22 protein-coding genes are annotated in these 19,570 nt (G+C 60.8%); 19 read left to right on the top strand and 3 right to left on the bottom strand.

The genetic code is table 11. The features are described from left to right. Window positions 1-879: ribonuclease E/G (locus VFF99_RS15410; protein WP_325019402.1), on the bottom strand; the 879-nt coding region annotated here is incomplete at its 3' end. Between the two features lie 702 nt (window positions 880-1,581). Here VFF99_RS15410 and VFF99_RS15405 point away from each other — a divergent pair. Genes VFF99_RS15405 through VFF99_RS15390 form a run of 4 tightly spaced genes read left to right on the top strand, consistent with a single transcriptional unit; the run spans window position 1,582 to window position 4,711 of the window. Further along, window positions 1,582-2,589, top strand: coding sequence for an RluA family pseudouridine synthase (locus tag VFF99_RS15405; RefSeq protein ID WP_325019400.1), 1,008 nt, complete (start codon window positions 1,582-1,584; stop codon window positions 2,587-2,589). 47 nt (window positions 2,590-2,636) lie between these two features. Then, entirely contained in the window at window positions 2,637-3,296 is a 660-nt protein-coding gene (locus tag VFF99_RS15400) for an HAD-IA family hydrolase (protein WP_325019407.1), read from the top strand. A gap of 7 nt (window positions 3,297-3,303) precedes the next feature. Continuing rightward, entirely contained in the window at window positions 3,304-3,675 is a 372-nt protein-coding gene (locus tag VFF99_RS15395; RefSeq protein WP_325019398.1) for a Rieske (2Fe-2S) protein, read from the top strand. A 28-nt stretch (window positions 3,676-3,703) separates the two neighbouring features. After that, window positions 3,704-4,711, top strand: coding sequence for a S49 family peptidase (locus VFF99_RS15390; RefSeq protein ID WP_325019396.1), 1,008 nt, complete (start codon window positions 3,704-3,706; stop codon window positions 4,709-4,711). A 290-nt stretch (window positions 4,712-5,001) separates the two neighbouring features. On the opposite strand, the gene VFF99_RS15385 is transcribed toward VFF99_RS15390, so the two are convergent. Then, window positions 5,002-5,754: an SAM-dependent methyltransferase gene (locus VFF99_RS15385; protein WP_325019395.1), complete on the bottom strand. Its 753-nt coding sequence runs from the start codon at window positions 5,752-5,754 to the stop codon at window positions 5,002-5,004. Between the two features lie 7 nt (window positions 5,755-5,761). Further along, window positions 5,762-6,385, bottom strand: coding sequence for a Maf-like protein (locus VFF99_RS15380; protein WP_325019406.1), 624 nt, complete (start codon window positions 6,383-6,385; stop codon window positions 5,762-5,764). A gap of 106 nt (window positions 6,386-6,491) precedes the next feature. On the opposite strand from VFF99_RS15380, the gene VFF99_RS15375 reads away from it, so the two are divergent. From VFF99_RS15375 to lepA, 15 genes are all read left to right on the top strand, one after another. Continuing rightward, window positions 6,492-6,989, top strand: coding sequence for a YceD family protein (locus VFF99_RS15375; protein WP_325019393.1), 498 nt, complete (start codon window positions 6,492-6,494; stop codon window positions 6,987-6,989). Window positions 6,990-7,070: 81 nt separating this feature from the next. Continuing rightward, on the top strand, window positions 7,071-7,253 hold the full coding sequence (gene rpmF / locus VFF99_RS15370) for a 50S ribosomal protein L32 (protein WP_057293158.1): 183 nt from the start codon (window positions 7,071-7,073) through the stop codon (window positions 7,251-7,253). Between the two features lie 147 nt (window positions 7,254-7,400). Further along, entirely contained in the window at window positions 7,401-8,492 is a 1,092-nt protein-coding gene (gene plsX / locus VFF99_RS15365; RefSeq protein ID WP_325019391.1) for a phosphate acyltransferase PlsX, read from the top strand. Next, complete coding sequence (locus VFF99_RS15360) at window positions 8,489-9,475, top strand: beta-ketoacyl-ACP synthase III (RefSeq protein WP_325019390.1); 987 nt, start codon at window positions 8,489-8,491, stop codon at window positions 9,473-9,475. The genes plsX and VFF99_RS15360 overlap by 4 nt, the downstream gene beginning before the upstream one ends. A 23-nt stretch (window positions 9,476-9,498) precedes the next feature. Then, window positions 9,499-10,431: an ACP S-malonyltransferase gene (gene fabD / locus VFF99_RS15355; RefSeq protein WP_325019388.1), complete on the top strand. Its 933-nt coding sequence runs from the start codon at window positions 9,499-9,501 to the stop codon at window positions 10,429-10,431. Further along, window positions 10,428-11,174: a 3-oxoacyl-ACP reductase FabG gene (gene fabG, locus VFF99_RS15350; protein ID WP_325019386.1), complete on the top strand. Its 747-nt coding sequence runs from the start codon at window positions 10,428-10,430 to the stop codon at window positions 11,172-11,174. Before fabD ends, fabG begins: the two co-directional genes overlap by 4 nt. Window positions 11,175-11,296: 122 nt before the next feature. Then, on the top strand, window positions 11,297-11,536 hold the full coding sequence (gene acpP / locus VFF99_RS15345) for an acyl carrier protein (RefSeq protein WP_040041346.1): 240 nt from the start codon (window positions 11,297-11,299) through the stop codon (window positions 11,534-11,536). A 30-nt stretch (window positions 11,537-11,566) separates the two neighbouring features. Beyond that, window positions 11,567-12,814: a beta-ketoacyl-ACP synthase II gene (fabF, locus tag VFF99_RS15340; RefSeq protein WP_325019384.1), complete on the top strand. Its 1,248-nt coding sequence runs from the start codon at window positions 11,567-11,569 to the stop codon at window positions 12,812-12,814. A 61-nt stretch (window positions 12,815-12,875) separates the two neighbouring features. Then, window positions 12,876-13,382: a protein YgfX gene (locus tag VFF99_RS15335; RefSeq protein WP_325019382.1), complete on the top strand. Its 507-nt coding sequence runs from the start codon at window positions 12,876-12,878 to the stop codon at window positions 13,380-13,382. A gap of 87 nt (window positions 13,383-13,469) precedes the next feature. Next, entirely contained in the window at window positions 13,470-14,072 is a 603-nt protein-coding gene (rpoE, locus tag VFF99_RS15330) for an RNA polymerase sigma factor RpoE (RefSeq protein WP_057293164.1), read from the top strand. A 70-nt stretch (window positions 14,073-14,142) separates the two neighbouring features. Continuing rightward, complete coding sequence (locus VFF99_RS15325) at window positions 14,143-14,748, top strand: sigma-E factor negative regulatory protein (RefSeq protein WP_325019380.1); 606 nt, start codon at window positions 14,143-14,145, stop codon at window positions 14,746-14,748. A 5-nt stretch (window positions 14,749-14,753) separates the two neighbouring features. Next, complete coding sequence (locus VFF99_RS15320) at window positions 14,754-15,764, top strand: MucB/RseB C-terminal domain-containing protein (RefSeq protein ID WP_325019404.1); 1,011 nt, start codon at window positions 14,754-14,756, stop codon at window positions 15,762-15,764. Between the two features lie 73 nt (window positions 15,765-15,837). Then, a complete protein-coding gene (locus VFF99_RS15315; protein WP_414691546.1) occupies window positions 15,838-17,259 on the top strand; it encodes a DegQ family serine endoprotease in 1,422 nt (473 codons plus the stop codon). 68 nt (window positions 17,260-17,327) lie between these two features. Next, on the top strand, window positions 17,328-17,642 hold the full coding sequence (locus VFF99_RS15310; RefSeq protein WP_325019376.1) for a glutaredoxin family protein: 315 nt from the start codon (window positions 17,328-17,330) through the stop codon (window positions 17,640-17,642). 173 nt (window positions 17,643-17,815) lie between these two features. Continuing rightward, window positions 17,816-19,570: translation elongation factor 4 (lepA, locus tag VFF99_RS15305; protein ID WP_325019374.1), on the top strand; the 1,755-nt coding region annotated here is incomplete at its 3' end.

Genomic DNA, 19,570 nt, shown 5'->3' with positions numbered 1-19,570 from the left:
GTGGTCGATGACGATGGCGCCACCGGAGGGCAGGGGGACGGTGCGGGAGTAGGCGGTTTCGATCTGGTGTTCGATCTGGAAACGCGAGAACAGCGGCACGTCGTCACGGTAGCGCTTGACCCGGTGCACCATGTCCGGCATCACGTGGCTCATGAACTGCTGGGCCTGTTCGTAGATGTCGTCGGTGTCGATCAGGATTTCGCCGATGTCAGGCTGGAAATAGTCCCGGATGGCGCGGATGACCAGCGAGGATTCCTGGTAGATCAGGAAGGCGCCCGGAGCGGACTGGCCGGCGCCTTCGATCGCGCGCCACAGTTGCAGCAGGTAGTTCAAGTCCCACTGCAGTTCTTCCACGTTGCGGCCGATGCCGGCGGTGCGGGCAATGACGGACATGCCGGACGGGATTTCCAGCTTGTCCATCGTCTCGCGCAGTTCCTGGCGGTCTTCGCCTTCGACCCGGCGGGAGACGCCGCCGCCGCGCGGGTTGTTCGGCATCAGGACGAGGTAGCGGCCGGCCAGGGAGATGAAGGAGGTCAGCGCCGCACCCTTGTTGCCGCGCTCTTCCTTCTCGACCTGGACCATGATTTCCTGGCCCTCGCGCAAGGCGTCCTTGATGGTCGCGTTGCGCACGTCGATGCCGTCCTTGAAATAGCTGCGCGCCACTTCCTTGAACGGGAGGAAGCCGTGACGTTCTTCGCCGTAATTGACGAAGCAGGCTTCCAGCGAGGGCTCGATGCGGGTGATCACGCCCTTGTAGATATTCGACTTGCGCTGTTCGCGGCCGGTCGTTTCGATGTCGATGTCGATGAGCTTTTGCCCATCGACGATGGCCACGCGCAGTTCTTCCTGCTGCGTGGCGTTGAACAACATTCGTTTCATTTTTATTTACTCCGTGACTCTTGAGGTCAACTAGGGCCGCGCATGACGAACTTCGCCAGCGCGGCAGCTGCGTGGATGTACGCGAGGTCGGAGTGCTTGAGGGAGGGAATTGCCTTAGTGTGCGGTTGCGCAAACCTTCAGCGCTAAAGCCGCAACGGGGCACGGACGCGGTTGTAACGGATGCCGAGCGCGCGCGGCATCCGCAATGCGCATTCCGGTCCAGGCGTCATGGGCCGGGCCGGGCGCAGCGTCAGGCAGCGAGCATTGTGATGGAGCCAAACAAGTCATGGCATTCAACGAAATCGGCAAACGGGGGCCAACCACATCAACCAGCGAGCATTCCTTTCACAGGCGTGCTCGCCAGACATATCCTTAATATTCAAGCATTCTTGTCCAACGCCGATGCGCGCTACCCGATTACAACTACGGTGCAACCCTGGTTCGCGCAAGGACGCTGCATACACGTCTTTCAGGCACCACGAAAACAACCTGTGCGCCCGGACCGGAATGACGGAGCGGTGTACTCCTGTACACGACCTCTCCTCTAACCCTGGCCCTGGGCACTCTTGTCTTTTCGCCGGCGCCCTGTCCATCGAATTTGCAATTCGGCGAGGCTGATGGACACGCCCCTGTGTAGAATGTGCTTTTTATTCTCACACGCGCGCCGGTTTGTAACCGACGCGAAACAATTATATCTGCAAAATGAAGGACTTAGCGAGATTTTCTGGGGGGCGGACTGATTCGGCTCCAAATGAGCCGTCCTCCCAGGCATCCGCACAGGTCCGCCTCGTGACAATTTCCGAGGATGAAGCCGATCAACGCATCGACAATTTCCTGTTGCGGGTTTGTAAAGGCGTACCCAAGAGCCATATATACCGCGTCTTGCGGTCGGGAGAAGTGCGCGTCAACAAAGGACGTGTCGACCAGACCTATCGCCTGAAGGAAGGCGACGTGGTCCGCATCCCGCCGGTGCGGATTGCTGAAAAGGCAACGTCGTCGGTGCCGGCCGCCGAGTTCACGATCCTGCTCGAGGATGCGCACCTGCTGGTCATCGACAAGCCCGCGGGCGTTGCCGTTCACGGCGGTTCCGGGGTGAGCTTCGGTGTGATCGAACAGCTTCGTGCTGCGCGCCCCCAGGCCAAGTTCCTGGAGCTGGTGCACCGGCTGGACCGCGAAACCTCCGGCGTATTGCTGCTGGCAAAGAAGCGCTCGGCGTTGACGGACCTCCATGCCCAGATCCGGGATGGCGAACTGGACAAGCGCTATTTCGCTCTGGTGCACGGCGAATGGACGAATTCGCGCCAGCACGTCAAGTTGCCTCTATTTAAATACACGACGCCGGATGGCGAAAGGCGCGTACGCGTACAGGCGGACGGCCAGCCGTCGCACACCATCTTCAACCTGGTCCGGCGCTTCGGCGACTTCGCATTGCTGGAAGCTGAACTGAAGACCGGGCGCACGCACCAGATCCGCGTCCATCTCGCCTCCAGCGGCTTCCCGATCGTCGGCGACGACAAATACGGCGACTTCGCACTCAACAAGGCCTTGCAAAAGGCGGAGGGGGAGCGTGCCGCACTCAAGCGCATGTTCCTGCACGCCTGCCAGGTCACGTTCCGCCATCCGGATACGGGAGCCGCCGTCACCCTGAAAGCTCCGCTGCCGCCGGAATGCGAACGCTTCCTGAAAAGCCTGGACAGGAAAGCCGCATGAGCAGCCGGCAAGAATTCGACAACACAAGCGGCAATACCACTTTGACAATGCCAAGAAAGAACTTCGACCTGATCGTATTTGACTGGGATGGAACCCTGATGGACAGCACGGCGACCATCGTTGCGTGCATCCAGGCGGCGGCCAAGGACCTCGGACTTCCGGTTCCCGATGACAAGCAAGCCGCCTACGTGATCGGCCTTGCGCTCCCGGACGCCATGCAAGCCGTGATTCCCGGCCTCGAACCCAAGCACTATCCGCACATGGTGGAGCGTTACCGTTACCACTACCTGACCAAGGACAAGGGCTTGACCCTGTTCGACGGCGTGCGCGAGATGTTGAGCGACCTGGCCCAGGAGGGATATTTCCTGGCTGTCGCAACGGGCAAGAGCCGGGTAGGGCTGAACCGTGCGCTGGATGCGGCCAACCTGCTCTCCGTCTTCGATGCAACCCGATGCGCGGATGAAACCTTTTCCAAACCGCATCCCGCCATGTTGCAGGAACTGACGCGCGAACTCGGCCAGGACATGCGGCGTACCCTCATGATCGGGGACACCACGCACGACCTGCAAATGGCCGTGAACGCCGGCGCTTCGGGAGTGGGGGTGCATTACGGTGCGCATTCGGGACCCGAGCTTGAGGCGCTGAACCCTTTATTCATCGCAAGCTCCGTGCCGGAGCTGCACACATGGCTGCGCGAAAATGCATAATGCCGGAATGGATGACACCGCGATCCTGATCTGCGAGTCGTCTGCGCTGACGGATGGCGGCAAGGGCGTGCGCTTCCCGGTCACGGCCGGAGGCGAGGACAGCACCGGGTTCGTGGTCCGCTACGACAATGCGGTCTATGCCTACCTGAACCGCTGCGCGCATGTTCCCATCGAGCTGGACTGGAACGAGGGCGAGTTTTTCGAATCGAGCGGCCTGTACCTGATGTGCTCGACCCATGGCGCGCTGTACACGCCGGAGTCCGGGCGCTGCGCCGGCGGTCCGTGCCGGGGTGGCCGTCTGCGGCAGATCACGGTGTTCGAGAGGGATGGACGCGTCTACTGGGAGCCGGATGACTACATCAGGCCGGCCGTGGCATGACGCGCAAGGATAACAATGGGCATGAACAATGATTGACGACAATTTCGACGAGAAGAACCAGTCCCGCAACGCTGCGCCGTCCCCTTCGCCGGCCCGAGGGCCCGCCTGGGAACGCGAGGTTCTTGAAAAGCTGGCGTTCGCCACCTTGCGCGAGCAGCGCGCGGCGCGCCGCTGGAATATATTCTTCCGTTTCCTCACCCTTGGACTGATCGGGTTCGGCTTGTGGATCGCCCTCGGCTATGGCCAGCAGGATGGCGAAGTGGTCGGCCCTCACACCGCACTGATCGAAATCGACGGCGCAATCGAGTCCGGCACCTCGGGCTCGGCCGATGCCGTCATCCAGGCACTCAACCGCGCCTATTCGGACGACACGGCCATGGGCGTCGTCCTGCGCATCAACAGCCCGGGCGGCAGCCCCGTCCAGGCAGGGATGATCAACGATGAGATCGTCCGCCTGCGCCAGGAATTCCCGAAGAAGCCGCTGTTTGTCGTCGTGGACGAGATCTGTGCTTCCGGCGGTTATTACATTGCTGCCGCCGCCGACAAGATCTTCGTCAACAAGGCCAGTATTGTCGGCTCCATCGGTGTGCTCATGGAAGGCTTCGGTTTCACCGGACTGATGGAAAAGGCCGGCGTGGAGCGCCGCCTGATGACTGCCGGCGAGAACAAGGGTTTCCTCGATCCCTTCAGTCCGCAGAGCGCAAAGCACCGCAACTATGCGCAGGACATGCTCAATGAAGTGCACCAGCAGTTCATCGATGTCGTGCGCAAGGGCCGTGGAGACAGGCTGAAGGAAACGCCGGAAACTTTTTCGGGCTTGTTCTGGAGCGGCTCCAAGGCTGTCGAGATCGGTCTTGCCGATGGTTTCGGCACCGTGGACTCGGTCGCACGCGACGAACTCAAGGCCGAGGAAATCGTCGACTACACCCAGCGTGAAGGCCTGTCCGAGCGGCTGATCAAGAAATTCGGCGGCGCCGTCGGCACGGCGGCGGTCAACTCGATCTGGGGCAGCACGGCGCGTCCGTCGCTGCGCTGAAGCCTTCGCCCACCCCCCCCCTATGGCGCGGGCTTGCGCCATTGGGATTTTTCAAGGCGACGGCAGTCTTGCAGTGCTTGATTCCGGCCCCGTGCGTTTTATACTTCAGGTGTCTGGCGCCGGTTTCGATCCTGTACCGCACAAGAAGCACGTTACCGGAAAAACTCTCGGGCCAGATGTCAGCAACCGTGTCTCGGACGCGGGTTTGAGAGGCAAATCGCCTTCTCAATTGTTGCCCGACAGGGCATGCAAAACGGCGGCGCAATACCGCCGTTTTGCACGTCTGGGGCTCACTGCGCAAGAATGAGGAACACGGTCGGCCGTTTGTGAAGGTCGTCTGTTTTCCCTGCCGCAATATCACTCTTCCACCGCGCGGCCGTTTGCGTCCGTATCGTTTCGCTTTCGAGCGTGAGATCGGTTGCCGTGCAGATGAGCGTGTTGGCGTGGCACGCATGCGCCAATGCTTCCAGCAACGCGGCGTTCCTGTACGGTGTTTCGATGAACAGCTGCGTCTGCCTGTCGAGACGCGAACGTTCTTCGAGTGCCTTGATGCGCTTGGTGCGTTGCGCGCCATCCGTGGGAAGGTAACCGTTGAACGCAAAGCTTTGTCCGTTCAGTCCGCTCGCCATCACTGCCAAAAGGAGGGATGAAGGGCCGACCAGCGGGCGCACCCTTATTCCACTCGCATGGGCGAGTCGAACAAGATTGGCGCCGGGATCGGCCACCGCCGGCACGCCTGCTTCCGAAATCAGTCCGGCATCGCGGCCCTCTTTCAAGGGCGCCAGCAGCGCGGGCAGGGCGCCGGCCTCGGTGTTGACGTTCAGTTCGGCGATCAGGATTTCCTGCAGCGGTTTGCGTAGCGGGTGCGTGGCCGCGATCAGCTTGAGGTGGGCGCGTGTAGTCTTCGCGTTCTCGGCGATGAAGTAGTCGAGGCTCGCGGTGATTGCCTGGACTTGGCCGGGAATGACCATTTCAGGCGCGCCGTCGGTGCCTGCTGTCAGGGCGCCGAGGGTGTTGGGAATCAGGTAGAGGGTGCCGGCCATATCGGGTTCAGGTGCGGAAAAAGGGCACGCCCGCGCGGCGCAGCATGGAGCACAGGGCGATCATGGGCAGTCCGGTGAGCGCCGTGGGGTCGGTGCTTTCGATGCTCTCGATGATTGCGATGCCCAGGCCTTCGTTTTTCGCACTGCCCGCGCAATCGTAAGGCTGTTCGATCCGCAGGTAGGCGTCCAGCTCGCTGTCCGGCAGGTCGCGGAAGGTGACGAAGGTCTGGACGTTCTCCGCCTGCACTTCCTGCCCCGTGCCGGAGCGTGTATCCCGAAGGCAAAGCGCAGTATGGAAAACCACTTTTCTGCCGCGCATTTTTTGCAACTGGGCGAGCGCCTTCTCATGCGTTCCCGGCTTGCCGATCTGCTCGCCGTCGAGGGTCGCGACCTGGTCGGAGCCGATCACCAGTGCGCCCGGAGCGTGCGATGCAACGGCAAGCGCTTTCTCTTTTGCAAGCCGCAGCGCCGTCTGTTCCGGCGCCTCGCCTGCGAGCGGAGTTTCGTCGATGGCAGGCACGGCGGTTTCGAAGGGAAGATGCAAGCGCGACAACAATTCCTTTCGATAGGTTGAACTGGATGCAAGGATCAGGCGAGGGAAATCGGTCACGGGGGCGGTCGCGAAGGGCATTTTGCGGTGTTTTTTGAGCGGCAGGTCAACAAAAAGCCGCCTAAGGCTTTGACGAATAAGGGAAAAGCCTGTTATTATCGCAGGTTTTCCGGGTTTGGCTCGCCGTATGAATGCTTTTGTGATCGACGCCTTTGAATTCTGTCGGCTCAAAGAGCGCCGCGAAGGGGAGATCCCTGTTGCCGACCTGCCGAGGCTGGCCGAGGAGTCGGTCGACAAGGCTGGCGTTGTGCGCTGGAGCCTGCAGGGCGGCAGCGACAAGCGCGGGCATCCGCAACTGGACTTGGCGGTGTCGGGCACGGTGAATCTGATGTGCCAACGCTGCCTGACGCCGTTCGCTTTCGAGATCGATTCGGGCGCGACCATCATCCTCGCGCAGGATGAGGCCAGTGCCGATGAGATCGATGCGCAGTTGGCGGACGAGTCGGTTGAAGTGATCGTGGGCAGCCACAATTTCGATGTGGCCCAGCTCGTCGAGGACGAGGCCCTGCTGACGATACCGCTGTCGCCGAAGCACGAGGTTTGCCCCGGGCTGACAGTGCAGGAGGCGGCCCCGGAGGGAAAGAAGGAGTCGCCCTTCGCTGTCCTGAAGAAGCTCAAGCAGTAGAAGTATTGAAGGATTCCCGGAATGCAAGAGTTTGCAGGCCGGATATGTTAAAATTTCAGATCTTAAGGTTTAGGAGTCATCATGGCCGTTCAACAGAACAAGAAGTCCCCGTCCAAGCGTGGTATGCACCGTTCGCACGACCACCTGAGCGTTCCCCCGCTGGCAGTCGAGCCGACGACCGGTGAAACGCATCTGCGCCACCACATCAGCCCGAACGGCTACTACCGTGGTCGCAAGGTCCTCAAGACCAAGAACGACGAATAATTGCAGTCATTGTTCGAGGCTGAAAAGCGGCGCAACGAGTTTGACTTGGCGCCGTTTTTTCATATGCTGAAAAAGTGCATCGCGTCATTTTGAATCACGCCGGATCTGGCCCGCAAGCTGGTTAGAGCGAGGTACTGAGTCAAAACAATGACAATCAAAATTTCCATTGACTGCATGGGTGGCGATCATGGCCCATCGGTCACGATTCCTGCGGCCGTCTCCTTCGCTAATCACGAACCTGGCGCCGAACTGATCTTGGTCGGGCTTGAAGATGTCATTCGAGCCGAACTGAAGAAACACCACGCCTCATCGCATCCACGCCTCTCCGTTGTCCACGCTGCAGAAGTCGTCACCATGGACGACCCTGTCGAAGTTGCGCTGCGCCGGAAGAAGGATTCGTCCATGCGCGTCGCGGTCAACCTCGTCAAGGATGGTAAGGCCGACGCCTGCGTCTCTGCGGGCAATACCGGCGCGCTCATGGCGGTGTCGCGCTATGTCCTGAAGACGATCCCCGGCGTCGACCGCCCGGCGATCTGCTTTCCCATGCCGAACCAGACGGATACGCCCACCTACATGCTGGACCTGGGGGCGAATGTCGACTGCGAGCCGCAGCATCTCCACCAGTTCGCCCTGATGGGTTCCGCCCTGGTGTCCGCGCTCGAGGACAAGGCCAAGCCGACCGTTGGTTTGCTGAACATCGGCGAAGAAGACATCAAGGGTAACGAGGTCGTCAAACAGACAGCCGCGCTGCTGCGTGCGGACCACGAGCGTGGAATCATCAACTTCTACGGCAACGTCGAAGGCAACGATATCTTCGAGGGTACGACCGATGTGGTCGTGTGCGACGGCTTCGTCGGCAACGTGGTGCTCAAGGCTTCCGAAGGCCTGGGGCGCTTCCTGAAGAACGTCTTCAAGAACGAGTTCAAGAGCAACCCCGTTAATATCCTCGGCGCGTTCATTGCTCAGGGTGCCCTGAAATCCATTTCGCAACGCATGAACCCGTCCCGTTACAACGGCGCGAGTTTCCTCGGCCTGCGCGGTCTCGTATTCAAGAGCCACGGCGGCGAGGATGCCTATGGCTACGAATGGGCGATCAAGCGGGCATATGACGCAGCAAGCCACGACCTGCTTTCCAGAATTTCGAAGACCATCGCGGAACTGATGCCCCAGCAGGAGGGTGCGCAGGCAGCCACTGCGCCGGGCGCGGTCACGGAATTAACCCACCAGAAGACGGCATGACGCTCTATAGCAAAATCATCGGTACGGGAAGCTACCTGCCCCCGAAGCGGGTCACGAATAACGAACTCGCCATCCAGCTGGCCGAGAAGGGTATCGAGACCTCGGATGAATGGATCGTTTCCCGAAGCGGGATTTCGGCCCGGCATTATGCGGATCCCGCGATGCAGTCGAGCGATCTCGCGGTGGAGGCGGCCAGGCGCGCATTGGAGGCGGCCAAGCTGTCGCCGGGCGATATCGACCTGATCATCGTCGCGACTTCGACGCCCGACCATTTCGGCGGCTTCCCGAGCACCGCGTGCGTCGTGCAGCGCAAGCTGGGCATTGCCAACGGCGGCGCTGCGTTCGACGTGCAGGCGGTGTGCAGCGGCTTCGTCTATGCGATGTCCGTCGCGGACAGCTTCATCAAGTCCGGCGCGCACAAGAACGTACTTGTGATCGGCGCCGAAGTGTTTTCGCGCATCCTCAATTTCGACGACCGCACGACCTGTGTGCTGTTCGGCGACGGCGCCGGTGCCATCGTCATGTCGGCCTCGAACGAGCCCGGCATCCTCTCCACGAAACTGCACGCCGACGGCAGCCACGGCGACATCCTGTGCGTCCCCGGCAGCGTCACCGCCGGCGCCATTGAAGGCAGCGCCTTCCTCTACATGGATGGCCAGGCGGTCTTCAAGCTTGCCGTCACTGTCCTCGAAAAAGTTGCCAACGAAGCGCTCGAAGCAGCCGGCCTGAGCTCGTCGCAGATCGACTGGCTCATTCCGCACCAGGCCAACATCCGGATCATGCAGGGCACGGCGAAGAAGCTTGGGCTGCCGCTGGAAAAGATGGTTGTCACCGTCGACCAGCACGGCAATACCTCTGCGGCCTCCATCCCGCTCGCTCTCGATGCTGCCGTGCGCGACGGCCGCATCAAGCCTGGCCAGAACGTCATGATGGAAGGCGTCGGCGGCGGCTTCACCTGGGGTGCGGTCCTCGCACGCATGTAATCACCTGAAAATCAACAAAACGCATGACCAAATTCGCATTCGTATTTCCCGGTCAGGGTTCGCAAGCCGTCGGCATGTTGAATGGATTTGCCGATAACCCCGTCGTCCAGCAGACCGTCGCCGAAGCGTCGGATGCCCTCAAGCTCGACCTCGGCAAGCTGATTGCGGACGGCCCGAAAGAAGAGCTCGACCTGACGACCAACACTCAACCTGTGATGCTGACCGCGGCGGTTGCCTGCTATCGTGCTTGGATCGCCGCAGGCGGCAAGACGCCGAGCGTCGTTGCCGGTCACAGCCTGGGCGAGTATTCGGCCCTCGTCGCATCCGGCGTGATTCCGTTCAAGGATGCGGTGCCGCTGGTGCGTTTCCGCGCGCAGGCGATGCAGGAAGCGGTGCCTGTCGGGCAGGGCGGCATGGCTGCGATCCTCGGTCTTACCGACGATGACGTGCGCGCCGCGTGTGCCGAGGCCGCGCAAGGCGAAGTGGTGGAAGCGGTCAATTTCAACGCCCCGGCTCAAGTCGTGATCGCGGGTCACAAGGCCGCGGTCGAGCGCGCATGCGAGGCTGCCAAGGCAAAGGGCGCAAAACGCGCGCTGCCACTGCCGGTGTCGGCACCGTTCCATTCTTCCCTGCTCAAGCCGGCGTCCGACCGCTTGCGCGACTACATGACAGGATTGACGTTCGCCGCGCCGCAGTTGCCCCTGATTAATAACGTCGACGTGGCAATTGCCCAGGACGTCGCCGCCATCAAGGACGCACTCGTCCGCCAGGCTGCCAGCCCGGTTCGCTGGGTGGAAACCGTGCAGAAGATGGCAGCGGATGGCGTTACTCACGTCATCGAGTGCGGCCCGGGCAAGGTCCTCGCCGGCCTCACCAAGCGCATCAACGGCGACCTTGTGGGCGAGGCGGTTTTCGACCAGGCTTCTTTGGACAAAGTGTTGGAGCTTCTCAAGTGAATCTGAACAATCAAGTTGCCCTGGTGACCGGGGCGTCGCGCGGCATCGGGCGCGCCATCGCGCAGGAGCTCGCCAGGCAGGGCGCAAAAGTCGTCGGTACGGCGACCAGTGAAGCAGGCGCGGCAGCGATTTCCGAATACCTCGCGGCCATCGGCCCGGAGTGCGGCAAAGGCATGGTGCTGAATGTAACCGACGCCGACGCTTGCAACACGGTCATCGAGCAGGTGCAGAAAGAATTCGGCGGCCTGTCCATTCTCGTCAACAACGCGGGCATCACCAAGGATCAGTTGGCGATGCGCATGAAGGACGACGAGTGGGACGACGTCATTGCGACCAACCTCAGTGCTGTCGGCCGTCTCTCGCGCGGCGTGCTGCGCGGCATGATGAAGGCCAAGTTCGGACGCGTCATCAACATCACTTCGGTGGTCGGCTCGGCTGGCAATCCGGGGCAAATGAATTACGCCGCGGCAAAGGCAGGCGTCGCAGGCATGAGCCGCGCGCTGGCCCGTGAGATCGGCAGCCGCAACATCACCGTCAACTGCGTGGCGCCGGGATTCATCGATACCGACATGACCCGTGAACTGGGCGAGCAGCAGACTGCGGCGCTGATGCAGCAGATCCCGTTGGGGCGCTTCGGCCAACCCGAGGACATTGCCGCTGCAGTCGCGTTCCTTGCCTCGCCGCAGGCCGGTTACATCACTGGTACGACGCTGCACGTCAATGGCGGCATGTACATGAGTTAAGCAGCTCTTGGACGCTTTTGGCCGAAGATCAAGCATTATTGAAAACAAAAGCCAAAAGTGAATTTTCACTGCGCAAACCTGATAAAATGCGCGCACTTTCTGTAACCCACTGGAGGGATAATATGTCCGATATCGAACAACGCGTTAAGAAGATCGTCGCCGAGCAACTGGGCGTCGCAGAAGCCGACATCAAGAATGAGTCGTCCTTCGTCGATGACCTCGGTGCCGACTCGCTTGACACGGTTGAACTCGTGATGGCACTCGAAGACGAATTCGAAATGGAAATCCCTGACGAGCAGGCTGAAAAGATCACGACGGTGCAACAGGCGATCGACTACGCCAAGGCACACGTCAAGGCCTGATGCTGTATTGATTCAAACCAGGAGTACCGCTTGAGCCGCTCTCGTGAACGTCGGGTCGTAGTGACTGGCCTCGGCTGTGTTTCCCCCGTCGGCAATACCATTGCCGATGCGTGGGCCGCACTGGTCGAAGGGAAGTCGGGCATTGCGACCATCACCAAATTTGACGCCACGCCTTTCTCGACCCGCTTCGCCGGCGAGGTCAAGGGCTTCAACATCGAAGACTACATTCCCGGCAAGGAAGCGCGTCACATGGATACCTTCATCCACTATGGGATGGCCGCGGGTATCCAGGCGATTCAGGATAGCGGCCTGACCGCGACTGAGGAGAATGCCGAGCGCATCGGCGTCATCGTCGGGTCGGGCATCGGCGGGCTTCCGATGATCGAAGAAACGCATGCGGAACTGACCAATCGCGGCCCGCGCAGGATCAGTCCGTTCTTCGTTCCGGCATCGATCATCAACATGATTTCGGGCCACCTCTCGATCAAGTACGGGTTCAAGGGGCCGAACCTCGCGTTAGTCACCGCCTGTACCACCGGCTTGCACTGCATTGGGGCGGCCGCGCGGATGATCGAGTACGGCGATGCCGACGTGATGGTGGCAGGTGGAGCGGAGTCTACGGTTTCTCCTCTCGGCGTGGGCGGTTTTGCGGCTGCGCGCGCTCTGTCCGCACGCAACGACGACCCCGCAACCGCATCTCGTCCCTGGGACAAGGACCGCGACGGTTTCGTGCTGGGCGAGGGCGCAGGCGTGATGGTGCTGGAAGAGTACGAGCACGCCAAAGCACGCGGCGCAAAGATCTATGCGGAGGTGCTCGGTTTCGGCATGAGCGCCGACGCGTACCACATGACTGCTCCGCTGGAGGATGGCGACGGCGCGCGTCGCTGCATGGTCGCTGCGATGAAGAATGCGCAGATCAATGCAGACGAGGTGAACTACGTGAATGCGCACGGCACCTCGACGCCGCTGGGCGATGTCGCTGAAACGATCGCGATCAAGCGCGCGCTCGGCGAGCATGCCGGCAAGGTGGTGGTGAATTCGACCAAGTCCATGACCGGTCACCTGCTGGGTGGCGCGGGCGGCTTGGAATCGGTATTCACGGTGCTGGCAGTGCATAACCAGGTATCCCCGCCGACCATCAACATCTTCAACCAGGATCCGGACTGCGATCTGGACTACTGCGCCAACACCGCGCGCCAGATGCCGATCAATATCGCTGTCAAGAATTCGTTCGGATTCGGCGGCACCAACGGCACTCTCGTCTTCGGTAAAGTCTGAAGCATCGTTCCCCTCTCGTGTCGCAGAGGGGAACGCCGGCATCCTGCCTGCATCTCATTCCATGTCTATCGCGGTATCGGCCATTGTCCGTCCGTCGCGCATGCTCACTGCGCTCGCCGGTGCGATGGCAGCGGTCGCCGCCGGCGTCGCTTTCGCCATCGCTTCCGGACTCGTGGGCGACCTCACTACACCCATTCGCTGGTCGCTCTCCGCCCTCGTGTTTTTCCTCGCCACTTTTGGGTTTTATCATGGCATTCGCAGCCGAAAAACCATACAACTTGATATCTCCGGCACAGGACAAATCCGATTGCTGAAAGCAGGAGGCGAGCCCCCTTGTACACGTCAGAACCGGCCGCATGTAAGAGAAATTGGCGAGCTGGTTCGGCTCATGGACAACTCGACAATCTGGGCGCGGATGCTTTTGCTTCGCCTTCGGCTAGAAGATGGACGAATGGTTGTCGTGCCGGTTTTTCCCGATAGCGTCGATCGGGAAGCCTTTCGGGCGCTGTCGGTCGCCTGCCGCTGGATTGCCGCGCAGCCAGAAGCGAAAGACGTACAAATTTTCTGAAATTGTTCGAACCAAATTGAACTTATTGCATTTCCCAGAGTCAACTACTCAAGCCGCGTGTGTTGCAACGGGACAAGGGAACGGGGATTGACGACAGAACGCGACATTGATCAACTGCTTGTCGAGCGTGTGCAGCGCGGCGATAAAAAGGCGTTCGAGCTGTTGGTGTCCAAGTATCAACGGAAACTGATGCGGCTCGTATCGCGGCTCGTGCGCGACCAGGCGGAAGCCGAGGATGTGGTTCAGGAAGCCTTTATCAAGGCCTACCGCGCGTTGCCGCAGTTTCGCGGCGACTCGGCGTTTTATACCTGGCTATACCGGATCGGTATCAACACCGCCAAGAATTATCTGGTTACGCAGGGACGCCGTGCACCAACGTCGACGGAAGCAGACGCTGAAGAGGCGGAAACATTTGATGATGGGGAGCATCTGAGGGACATCAATACGCCCGAATCGATGCTCGCCACGAAACAGATCGCAGAGACCGTGAATGTGGCAATGGACGCACTTCCGGACGAGTTGCGGATAGCAATTACATTGCGTGAAATCGAGGGCTTGAGCTACGATGAAATCGCGGAAGCAATGGGGTGTCCGATAGGCACCGTGCGTAGCCGGATATTCCGGGCTCGTGAGGCTATCGCAGAGAAATTAAGGCCATTGTTGGGCACTGCGATCGACAAGCGCTGGTAGTAGCAGGGATAGGCAGAACAAGGCTTTTTAGTCAGAAAACAGGGTTTGGCGCGTCCTGAACGAGGTAGTTATGAATACGAATGAGATGACCCGGGAACAGATTTCCGCACTGGCAGACGGCGAACTGCCCGACGACCATGTCGATGTGGTACTCGCCGCACTGCGGCGGGAACAGGGGAAAGCGGACTGGGACATTTACCACCAGATCGGCGATGTGTTGCGATCCGACGACATGGACGTCAACCTGAGCCCGGGATTTGCAGCGCGTCTGTCGGCACGCCTCGATGCGGAGCCGGCAATCGTTGCGCCGATGTCCCATACTGCCGCGGAAGCGCCGCAGGACCGCAAGGAAGTGGCGGGGAATCGCGGCAGTCAGGCGCGTCGCTGGGCACTGCCGAGCATGGCTGCGGCAGCAGCGATGGCCACTGTCGCCTTCTTCACGACGCCGCAACTGATGGTCGCCATGAAGGGCGACCCCGAAACGGTTGAAACGACCGCCAAGGTGGCCGCAACTGAGCCGGCCGGCGTCGTGGCCGCATCGGCTTCCGAAGGCGTGGTGCTGCGCGACCCGCGCATCGATGATTACCTGATGGCCCACCAGCGGATTTCTCCGTCGGTGTACAGCACGGCACAGTTTGCACGATCTGCGAATTTCGCCAGCGATTCGAATAAATGATTCATATGCGGCAAACAATCGCGTTGCTCAAGTTTGTCGTTGCCACGTCGTTTCTTCTCCTCGGAATCTCCGCTTCGGCCCAGGATTCCGACGCGCAGGCCTGGCTGAAGAAGATCCAGTCCGCAGCCCAGAAGCTCAACTACTCCGGCACGTTCGTCTACCAGCAGGGAAGCCAGATGCGGACCTCGCGCATCACGCACTTGCTGGAGGGCAGGAACGAGATCGAGAAACTGGAGGTCCTGGACGGCAAGCCTCGGGAGTATCTCCGGACCAACGACGAAGTCATCTGCTACGTTCCGGAAGCGAAAACCTTGCTCGTTGAAAAGCGGGTGACGCACGACGTTTTCCCGGCCATCCTCGGCGCCGCGCCGGCGGAGATCGGCGAGTTCTACAGTGTGAAGACGGATGCGGCCGGCCGCGTGGCCGGCCGTGACTGCCAGTCCATTGTTCTCGAACCCAAAGACAATATGCGCTACGGTTACCGTCTGTGGGCCGACAAGGCGACCGGTTTGCTTCTGCGCGCGCAGACGCTGGACGAAAAGCGGGACGTGATCGAGCAGATCGCATTTACGCAGGTCTCCATCGGGAACATCGACCGCGCCCGTGCACGTCCCAGCTTTGGCGATACCAGTGGATGGCGAGTTGAAAATGCGGTAATGAGCCAGGCAAGCCTGTCCGGATGGACGGTAAAATCACTTCCTGCCGGCTTCCGCAAGATCCGCGAGGTCAAACGCCTGGTCTCCGATGCGGCGGCGCCCGCTGCTGCGGGAGCGGCCTCTTCCCAAGGGCAGCCGGTGCAGCGCGAGGTTACGCACATCGTCTACTCGGACGGCGTGGCGGCGATTTCAGTATTCATTGAGCCCGGCTCGCAGAGCCGTACCGAAGGTTCGATGCAGCAAGGGGCGTTGAATATCCTCGGCAAGCGTCACGGCGATTTTTGGCTTACCATCGTTGGGGAAGTGCCTGCGGCGGCAATCAGGCAGGTCGCCAATTCGATTGAGTTCAAATCCAAATAGCTAGAACAATCAGTACGATATGAAAACAATCCATCACGCTCGAAAATTCGTTTTCGCTCTTGCGGTCGGCACCATGGGCGCCCTGTTGCCGGCGTTTGTCCCGGACAGCCAGCTTGTGCACGCAGCCAATGTGGTGCTCCCCGATTTTGCGGACCTGGTTGAGAAAACCGGCGGTGCAGTCGTCAACATCCGGACGACGGAGCGGGTCAAGCCTGGTCAGAATGGCGGCATTCCCGGCGCCGAAGACGAAGAGATGCAGGAGTTTTTCCGCCGCTTCTTCGGAGTCCCCGTTCCGCCACGCCAGCAACCCGCCCCGAGGGGACGCCGCCCTGCCCCCCAGCAGGAAGAGGAAGTGCCGCGCGGGGTCGGGTCGGGATTCATCATTTCTGCCGACGGTTTCGTGCTGACCAACGCCCATGTGGTGGATGGCGCGGATGATGTCTACGTGACCCTTACCGACAAACGCGAATACAAGGCCAAGATCATCGGCGTCGACAAGCGCACCGACGTTGCCGTGGTCAAGATCGAGGGCAACAACCTGCCGCGCTTGACGATCGGCGACCCGAACAAGTTGCGCGTGGGGGAATGGGTGATCGCGATCGGTTCGCCCTTCGGACTCGAGAACACCGTCACTGCCGGCATCATCTCCGCGAAAGCGCGCGATACGGGCGATTACCTGCCGCTGATCCAGACCGACGTTGCAGTCAACCCCGGCAATTCCGGCGGCCCGCTGATCAACATGCGCGGTGAGGTCATCGGCATCAACTCGCAGATCTACAGCCGTTCGGGCGGTTACATGGGCATCTCGTTCGCAGTGCCGATCGACGAAGCAATGCGCGTTGCCGAGCAGCTGCGCGTCTCCGGCCGCGTGACGCGCGGCCGCATCGGCGTCCAGATCGGCGAAGTGACCAAGGACGTGGCGGAATCGCTCGGCCTGGCGAGGGCGCAGGGTGCGCTGATCCAGCGCGTCGAGCCGGGCGGACCCGCGGAGAAGGGCGGGCTCGAGGCCGGCGACATCATCCTCAAGTTCAACGGCGCCAACATCGAAAAGTCCAGCGACCTGCCGCGCCTGGTCGGCGCGACCAAGCCGGGCACGAAAGGCACCCTGACCGTGTGGCGCAAGGGCGCGGCCAAGGAAGTGACCTTGACGGTCGCCGAGCTGGAGCCGGAAAAAGTCGCCCGCAAGGACGAAAAGAAGCCCAAGCCCGAGCAGACGCCCAATGCGCTCGGGCTCGTCGTGAGCGACCTGTCCGAGGCGCAGAAGAAGGAGCTCAAGGTCGACGGCGGCGTCATTGTCGATGCAGCCGAAGGGGCTGCCGGCCGTGCCGGTCTGCGCGCCGGGGACGTCATCCTACGTTTGAACAACAACGACGTGAAAGATGTGAAGCAGTTCAACGCGCTGGTGACCAAACTGGAGCCGAAGAAGCTCGCGGTTGTCCTGGTTCGCCGCGGTGACGCATCCCAATTCGTCCCGATTCGCCCCAACGGGCAGTAGGAAGGACCGCAGGCCCGCGCGCGGGCCTGCAGCCTTCTTGCGCTGAAAGTTTGCCACTATACTGACCAATGCTGACGCTGACCGGCGCAGACATTGATTGCGAAACGAACAATGCTCCTGGCAACGCCGTGGTCCATTTCACGCTCTATACCCGATCCTATTGCCACCTGTGCGACGACATGCTCGAGGCTTTGCAGGCCCTGAGCGGGGAATACCCCTTTACCGTGGAATTGATGGATGTCGACGCGGATGAAGCCCTGGTGGCGCAGTTCGATGAACTGGTGCCCGTCCTGTATGGAAAAAAGGGCAATTCCGATTCGGTTCAGTTGTGCAATTACTTTCTGGACGACGCGAGAGTCCGCGCATTCCTCCAGGCGGCTTAGCGATTGCAAGGGCACGGCCGCGTCAGCCCCGCGTTCGGTTGTCGGCGATTTTGCGGGATTTCCCCTGTGAAATCCGGTAAAATGCCGCCTATCGAATAACCTTCTGTCTATAAGGCGCTCGTTAGGGGAGCCCCCCTGTACAGAGCGCCTTTTTTGTAATTGCAACTTAGCTAATGGACAACATCCGGAATTTTTCCATCATCGCGCATATCGACCATGGCAAGTCAACGCTTGCCGACCGCATCATCCAGATCTGCGGCGGTCTCTCGGACCGCGAGATGGAAGCGCAAGTGCTGGACTCGATGGATCTGGAACGCGAACGCGGCATCACCATCAAGGCGCAGACTGCTGCACTGGCCTACAAGGCACGCGACGGCAAGACCTACAACCTGAACCTCATCGATACGCCCGGCCACGTCGACTTCAGCTATGAAGTCAGCCGCTCGCTGTCCGCATGCGAAGGCGCGCTGCTGGTGGTGGACGCTTCGCAAGGCGTTGAGGCGCAGACAGTGGCGAACTGCTACACCGCGCTCGACCTCGACGTGGAAGTCGTTCCAGTCCTCAACAAGATCGACCTGCCTTCCGCCGACCCCGACAATGCCATCCGCGAAATCGAGGATGTGATCGGCATCGACGCCGGCGACGCTGTCCGCTGTTCGGCCAAGACCGGTATGGGCGTCGAGGACGTGCTTGAAGCTTTGATCGCCCAGGTGCCGCCGCCGAAGGGTGACCCGGACGGCCTGCTGCAAGGCTTGATCATCGATTCATGGTTCGACAACTACGTCGGCGTGGTGATGCTCGTGCGTATCGTCAACGGAACGCTCCGTCCGAAGGACAAGATTTCGCTGATGGCGACCGGTGCGCAGTACCTGACTGAAAGCGTCGGCGTATTTACGCCGAAGTCGCAGGCCCGCGAATCGCTGTCTGCAGGGCAGGTGGGCTTCGTCATTGCCGGCATCAAGGAGCTGAAGGCGGCACGCGTCGGCGATACGATCACGCTGGCCGCAAAGCCCGCCACCGAGCCGCTGCCCGGCTTCAAGGAAGTGCAGCCGCAGGTATTTGCCGGCCTGTTCCCGGTCGAGGCAAACCAGTACGATGCGCTGCGCGATTCGCTCGAGAAGCTCAAGCTCAACGACGCAGCATTGCAATACGAGCCGGAAGTGTCGCAGGCGTTGGGCTTCGGCTTCCGTTGCGGCTTCCTCGGCCTGCTGCACATGGAGATCGTGCAGGAGCGCCTCGAGCGCGAATTCGACATGGACCTCATCACGACCGCGCCGACCGTCGTGTACGAAGTCGTCCAGCGCGACGGCACGCTCATCATGGTCGACAACCCGTCGAAGATGCCGGACCCGGCCAAGATCGACGAGATCCGCGAGCCTATCGTTACCGTCAATCTGTACATGCCGCAGGAGTACGTCGGATCGGTCATCACGCTATGCACGCAAAAGCGCGGCGTTCAGATCAACATGACCTACCACGGCAAGCAAGTCATGCTGACTTACGAAATGCCGATGGCCGAGATCGTGCTCGACTTCTTCGACAAGCTCAAGTCGACCTCGCGCGGTTACGCTTCCATGGATTATGAGTTCAAGGAGTACCGTGCCGCCGACGTGGTCAAGGTCGACATGCTGATCAACAGCGAGAAGGTGGATGCGCTGGCGATCATCGTGCACCGTTCCAGCAGCCAGTATCGCGGGCGCGCCGTCGCGGCGAAGATGCGCGAGCTGATTCCGCGCCAGATGTTCGATGTCGCCATCCAGGCAGCGATCGGGGCGAACATCATCGCCCGCGAGAACGTCAAGGCAATGCGCAAGAACGTCCTTGCCAAGTGCTACGGCGGCGACATCTCGCGCAAGCGCAAGCTGCTTGAGAAGCAGAAGGCGGGCAAGAAGCGCATGAAACAGGTTGGTTCGGTCGAGGTGCCGCAG

Source organism: Noviherbaspirillum sp. (assembly GCF_035654295.1).
GTDB lineage: Bacteria > Pseudomonadota > Gammaproteobacteria > Burkholderiales > Burkholderiaceae_D > Noviherbaspirillum.
The sequence above is the reverse complement of the archived record's forward strand: the minus strand, read 5'-3'. Positions and strand labels throughout refer to the sequence as shown.

Bases quoted from the DNA above. Each gene is read 5' to 3' on its own strand.
- VFF99_RS15380 (WP_325019406.1), bottom strand. From the start codon at position 6,385: ATGCCCTTCGCGACCGCCCCCGTGACCGATTTCCCTCGCCTGATCCTT.
- fabD (WP_325019388.1), top strand. From the start codon at position 9,499: ATGACCAAATTCGCATTCGTATTTCCCGGTCAGGGTTCGCAAGCCGTC.
- VFF99_RS15375 (WP_325019393.1), top strand. From the start codon at position 6,492: ATGAATGCTTTTGTGATCGACGCCTTTGAATTCTGTCGGCTCAAAGAG.
- VFF99_RS15320 (WP_325019404.1), top strand. From the start codon at position 14,754: ATGCGGCAAACAATCGCGTTGCTCAAGTTTGTCGTTGCCACGTCGTTT.
- VFF99_RS15390 (WP_325019396.1), top strand. From the start codon at position 3,704: ATGATTGACGACAATTTCGACGAGAAGAACCAGTCCCGCAACGCTGCG.
- VFF99_RS15310 (WP_325019376.1), top strand. From the start codon at position 17,328: ATGCTGACGCTGACCGGCGCAGACATTGATTGCGAAACGAACAATGCT.
- VFF99_RS15405 (WP_325019400.1), top strand. From the start codon at position 1,582: ATGAAGGACTTAGCGAGATTTTCTGGGGGGCGGACTGATTCGGCTCCA.
- VFF99_RS15385 (WP_325019395.1), bottom strand. From the start codon at position 5,754: ATGGCCGGCACCCTCTACCTGATTCCCAACACCCTCGGCGCCCTGACA.
- rpmF (WP_057293158.1), top strand. From the start codon at position 7,071: ATGGCCGTTCAACAGAACAAGAAGTCCCCGTCCAAGCGTGGTATGCAC.
- VFF99_RS15360 (WP_325019390.1), top strand. From the start codon at position 8,489: ATGACGCTCTATAGCAAAATCATCGGTACGGGAAGCTACCTGCCCCCG.
- plsX (WP_325019391.1), top strand. From the start codon at position 7,401: ATGACAATCAAAATTTCCATTGACTGCATGGGTGGCGATCATGGCCCA.
- VFF99_RS15325 (WP_325019380.1), top strand. From the start codon at position 14,143: ATGAATACGAATGAGATGACCCGGGAACAGATTTCCGCACTGGCAGAC.
- VFF99_RS15395 (WP_325019398.1), top strand. From the start codon at position 3,304: ATGGATGACACCGCGATCCTGATCTGCGAGTCGTCTGCGCTGACGGAT.
- VFF99_RS15315 (WP_414691546.1), top strand. From the start codon at position 15,838: ATGGGCGCCCTGTTGCCGGCGTTTGTCCCGGACAGCCAGCTTGTGCAC.
- acpP (WP_040041346.1), top strand. From the start codon at position 11,297: ATGTCCGATATCGAACAACGCGTTAAGAAGATCGTCGCCGAGCAACTG.
- VFF99_RS15400 (WP_325019407.1), top strand. From the start codon at position 2,637: ATGCCAAGAAAGAACTTCGACCTGATCGTATTTGACTGGGATGGAACC.
- VFF99_RS15335 (WP_325019382.1), top strand. From the start codon at position 12,876: ATGTCTATCGCGGTATCGGCCATTGTCCGTCCGTCGCGCATGCTCACT.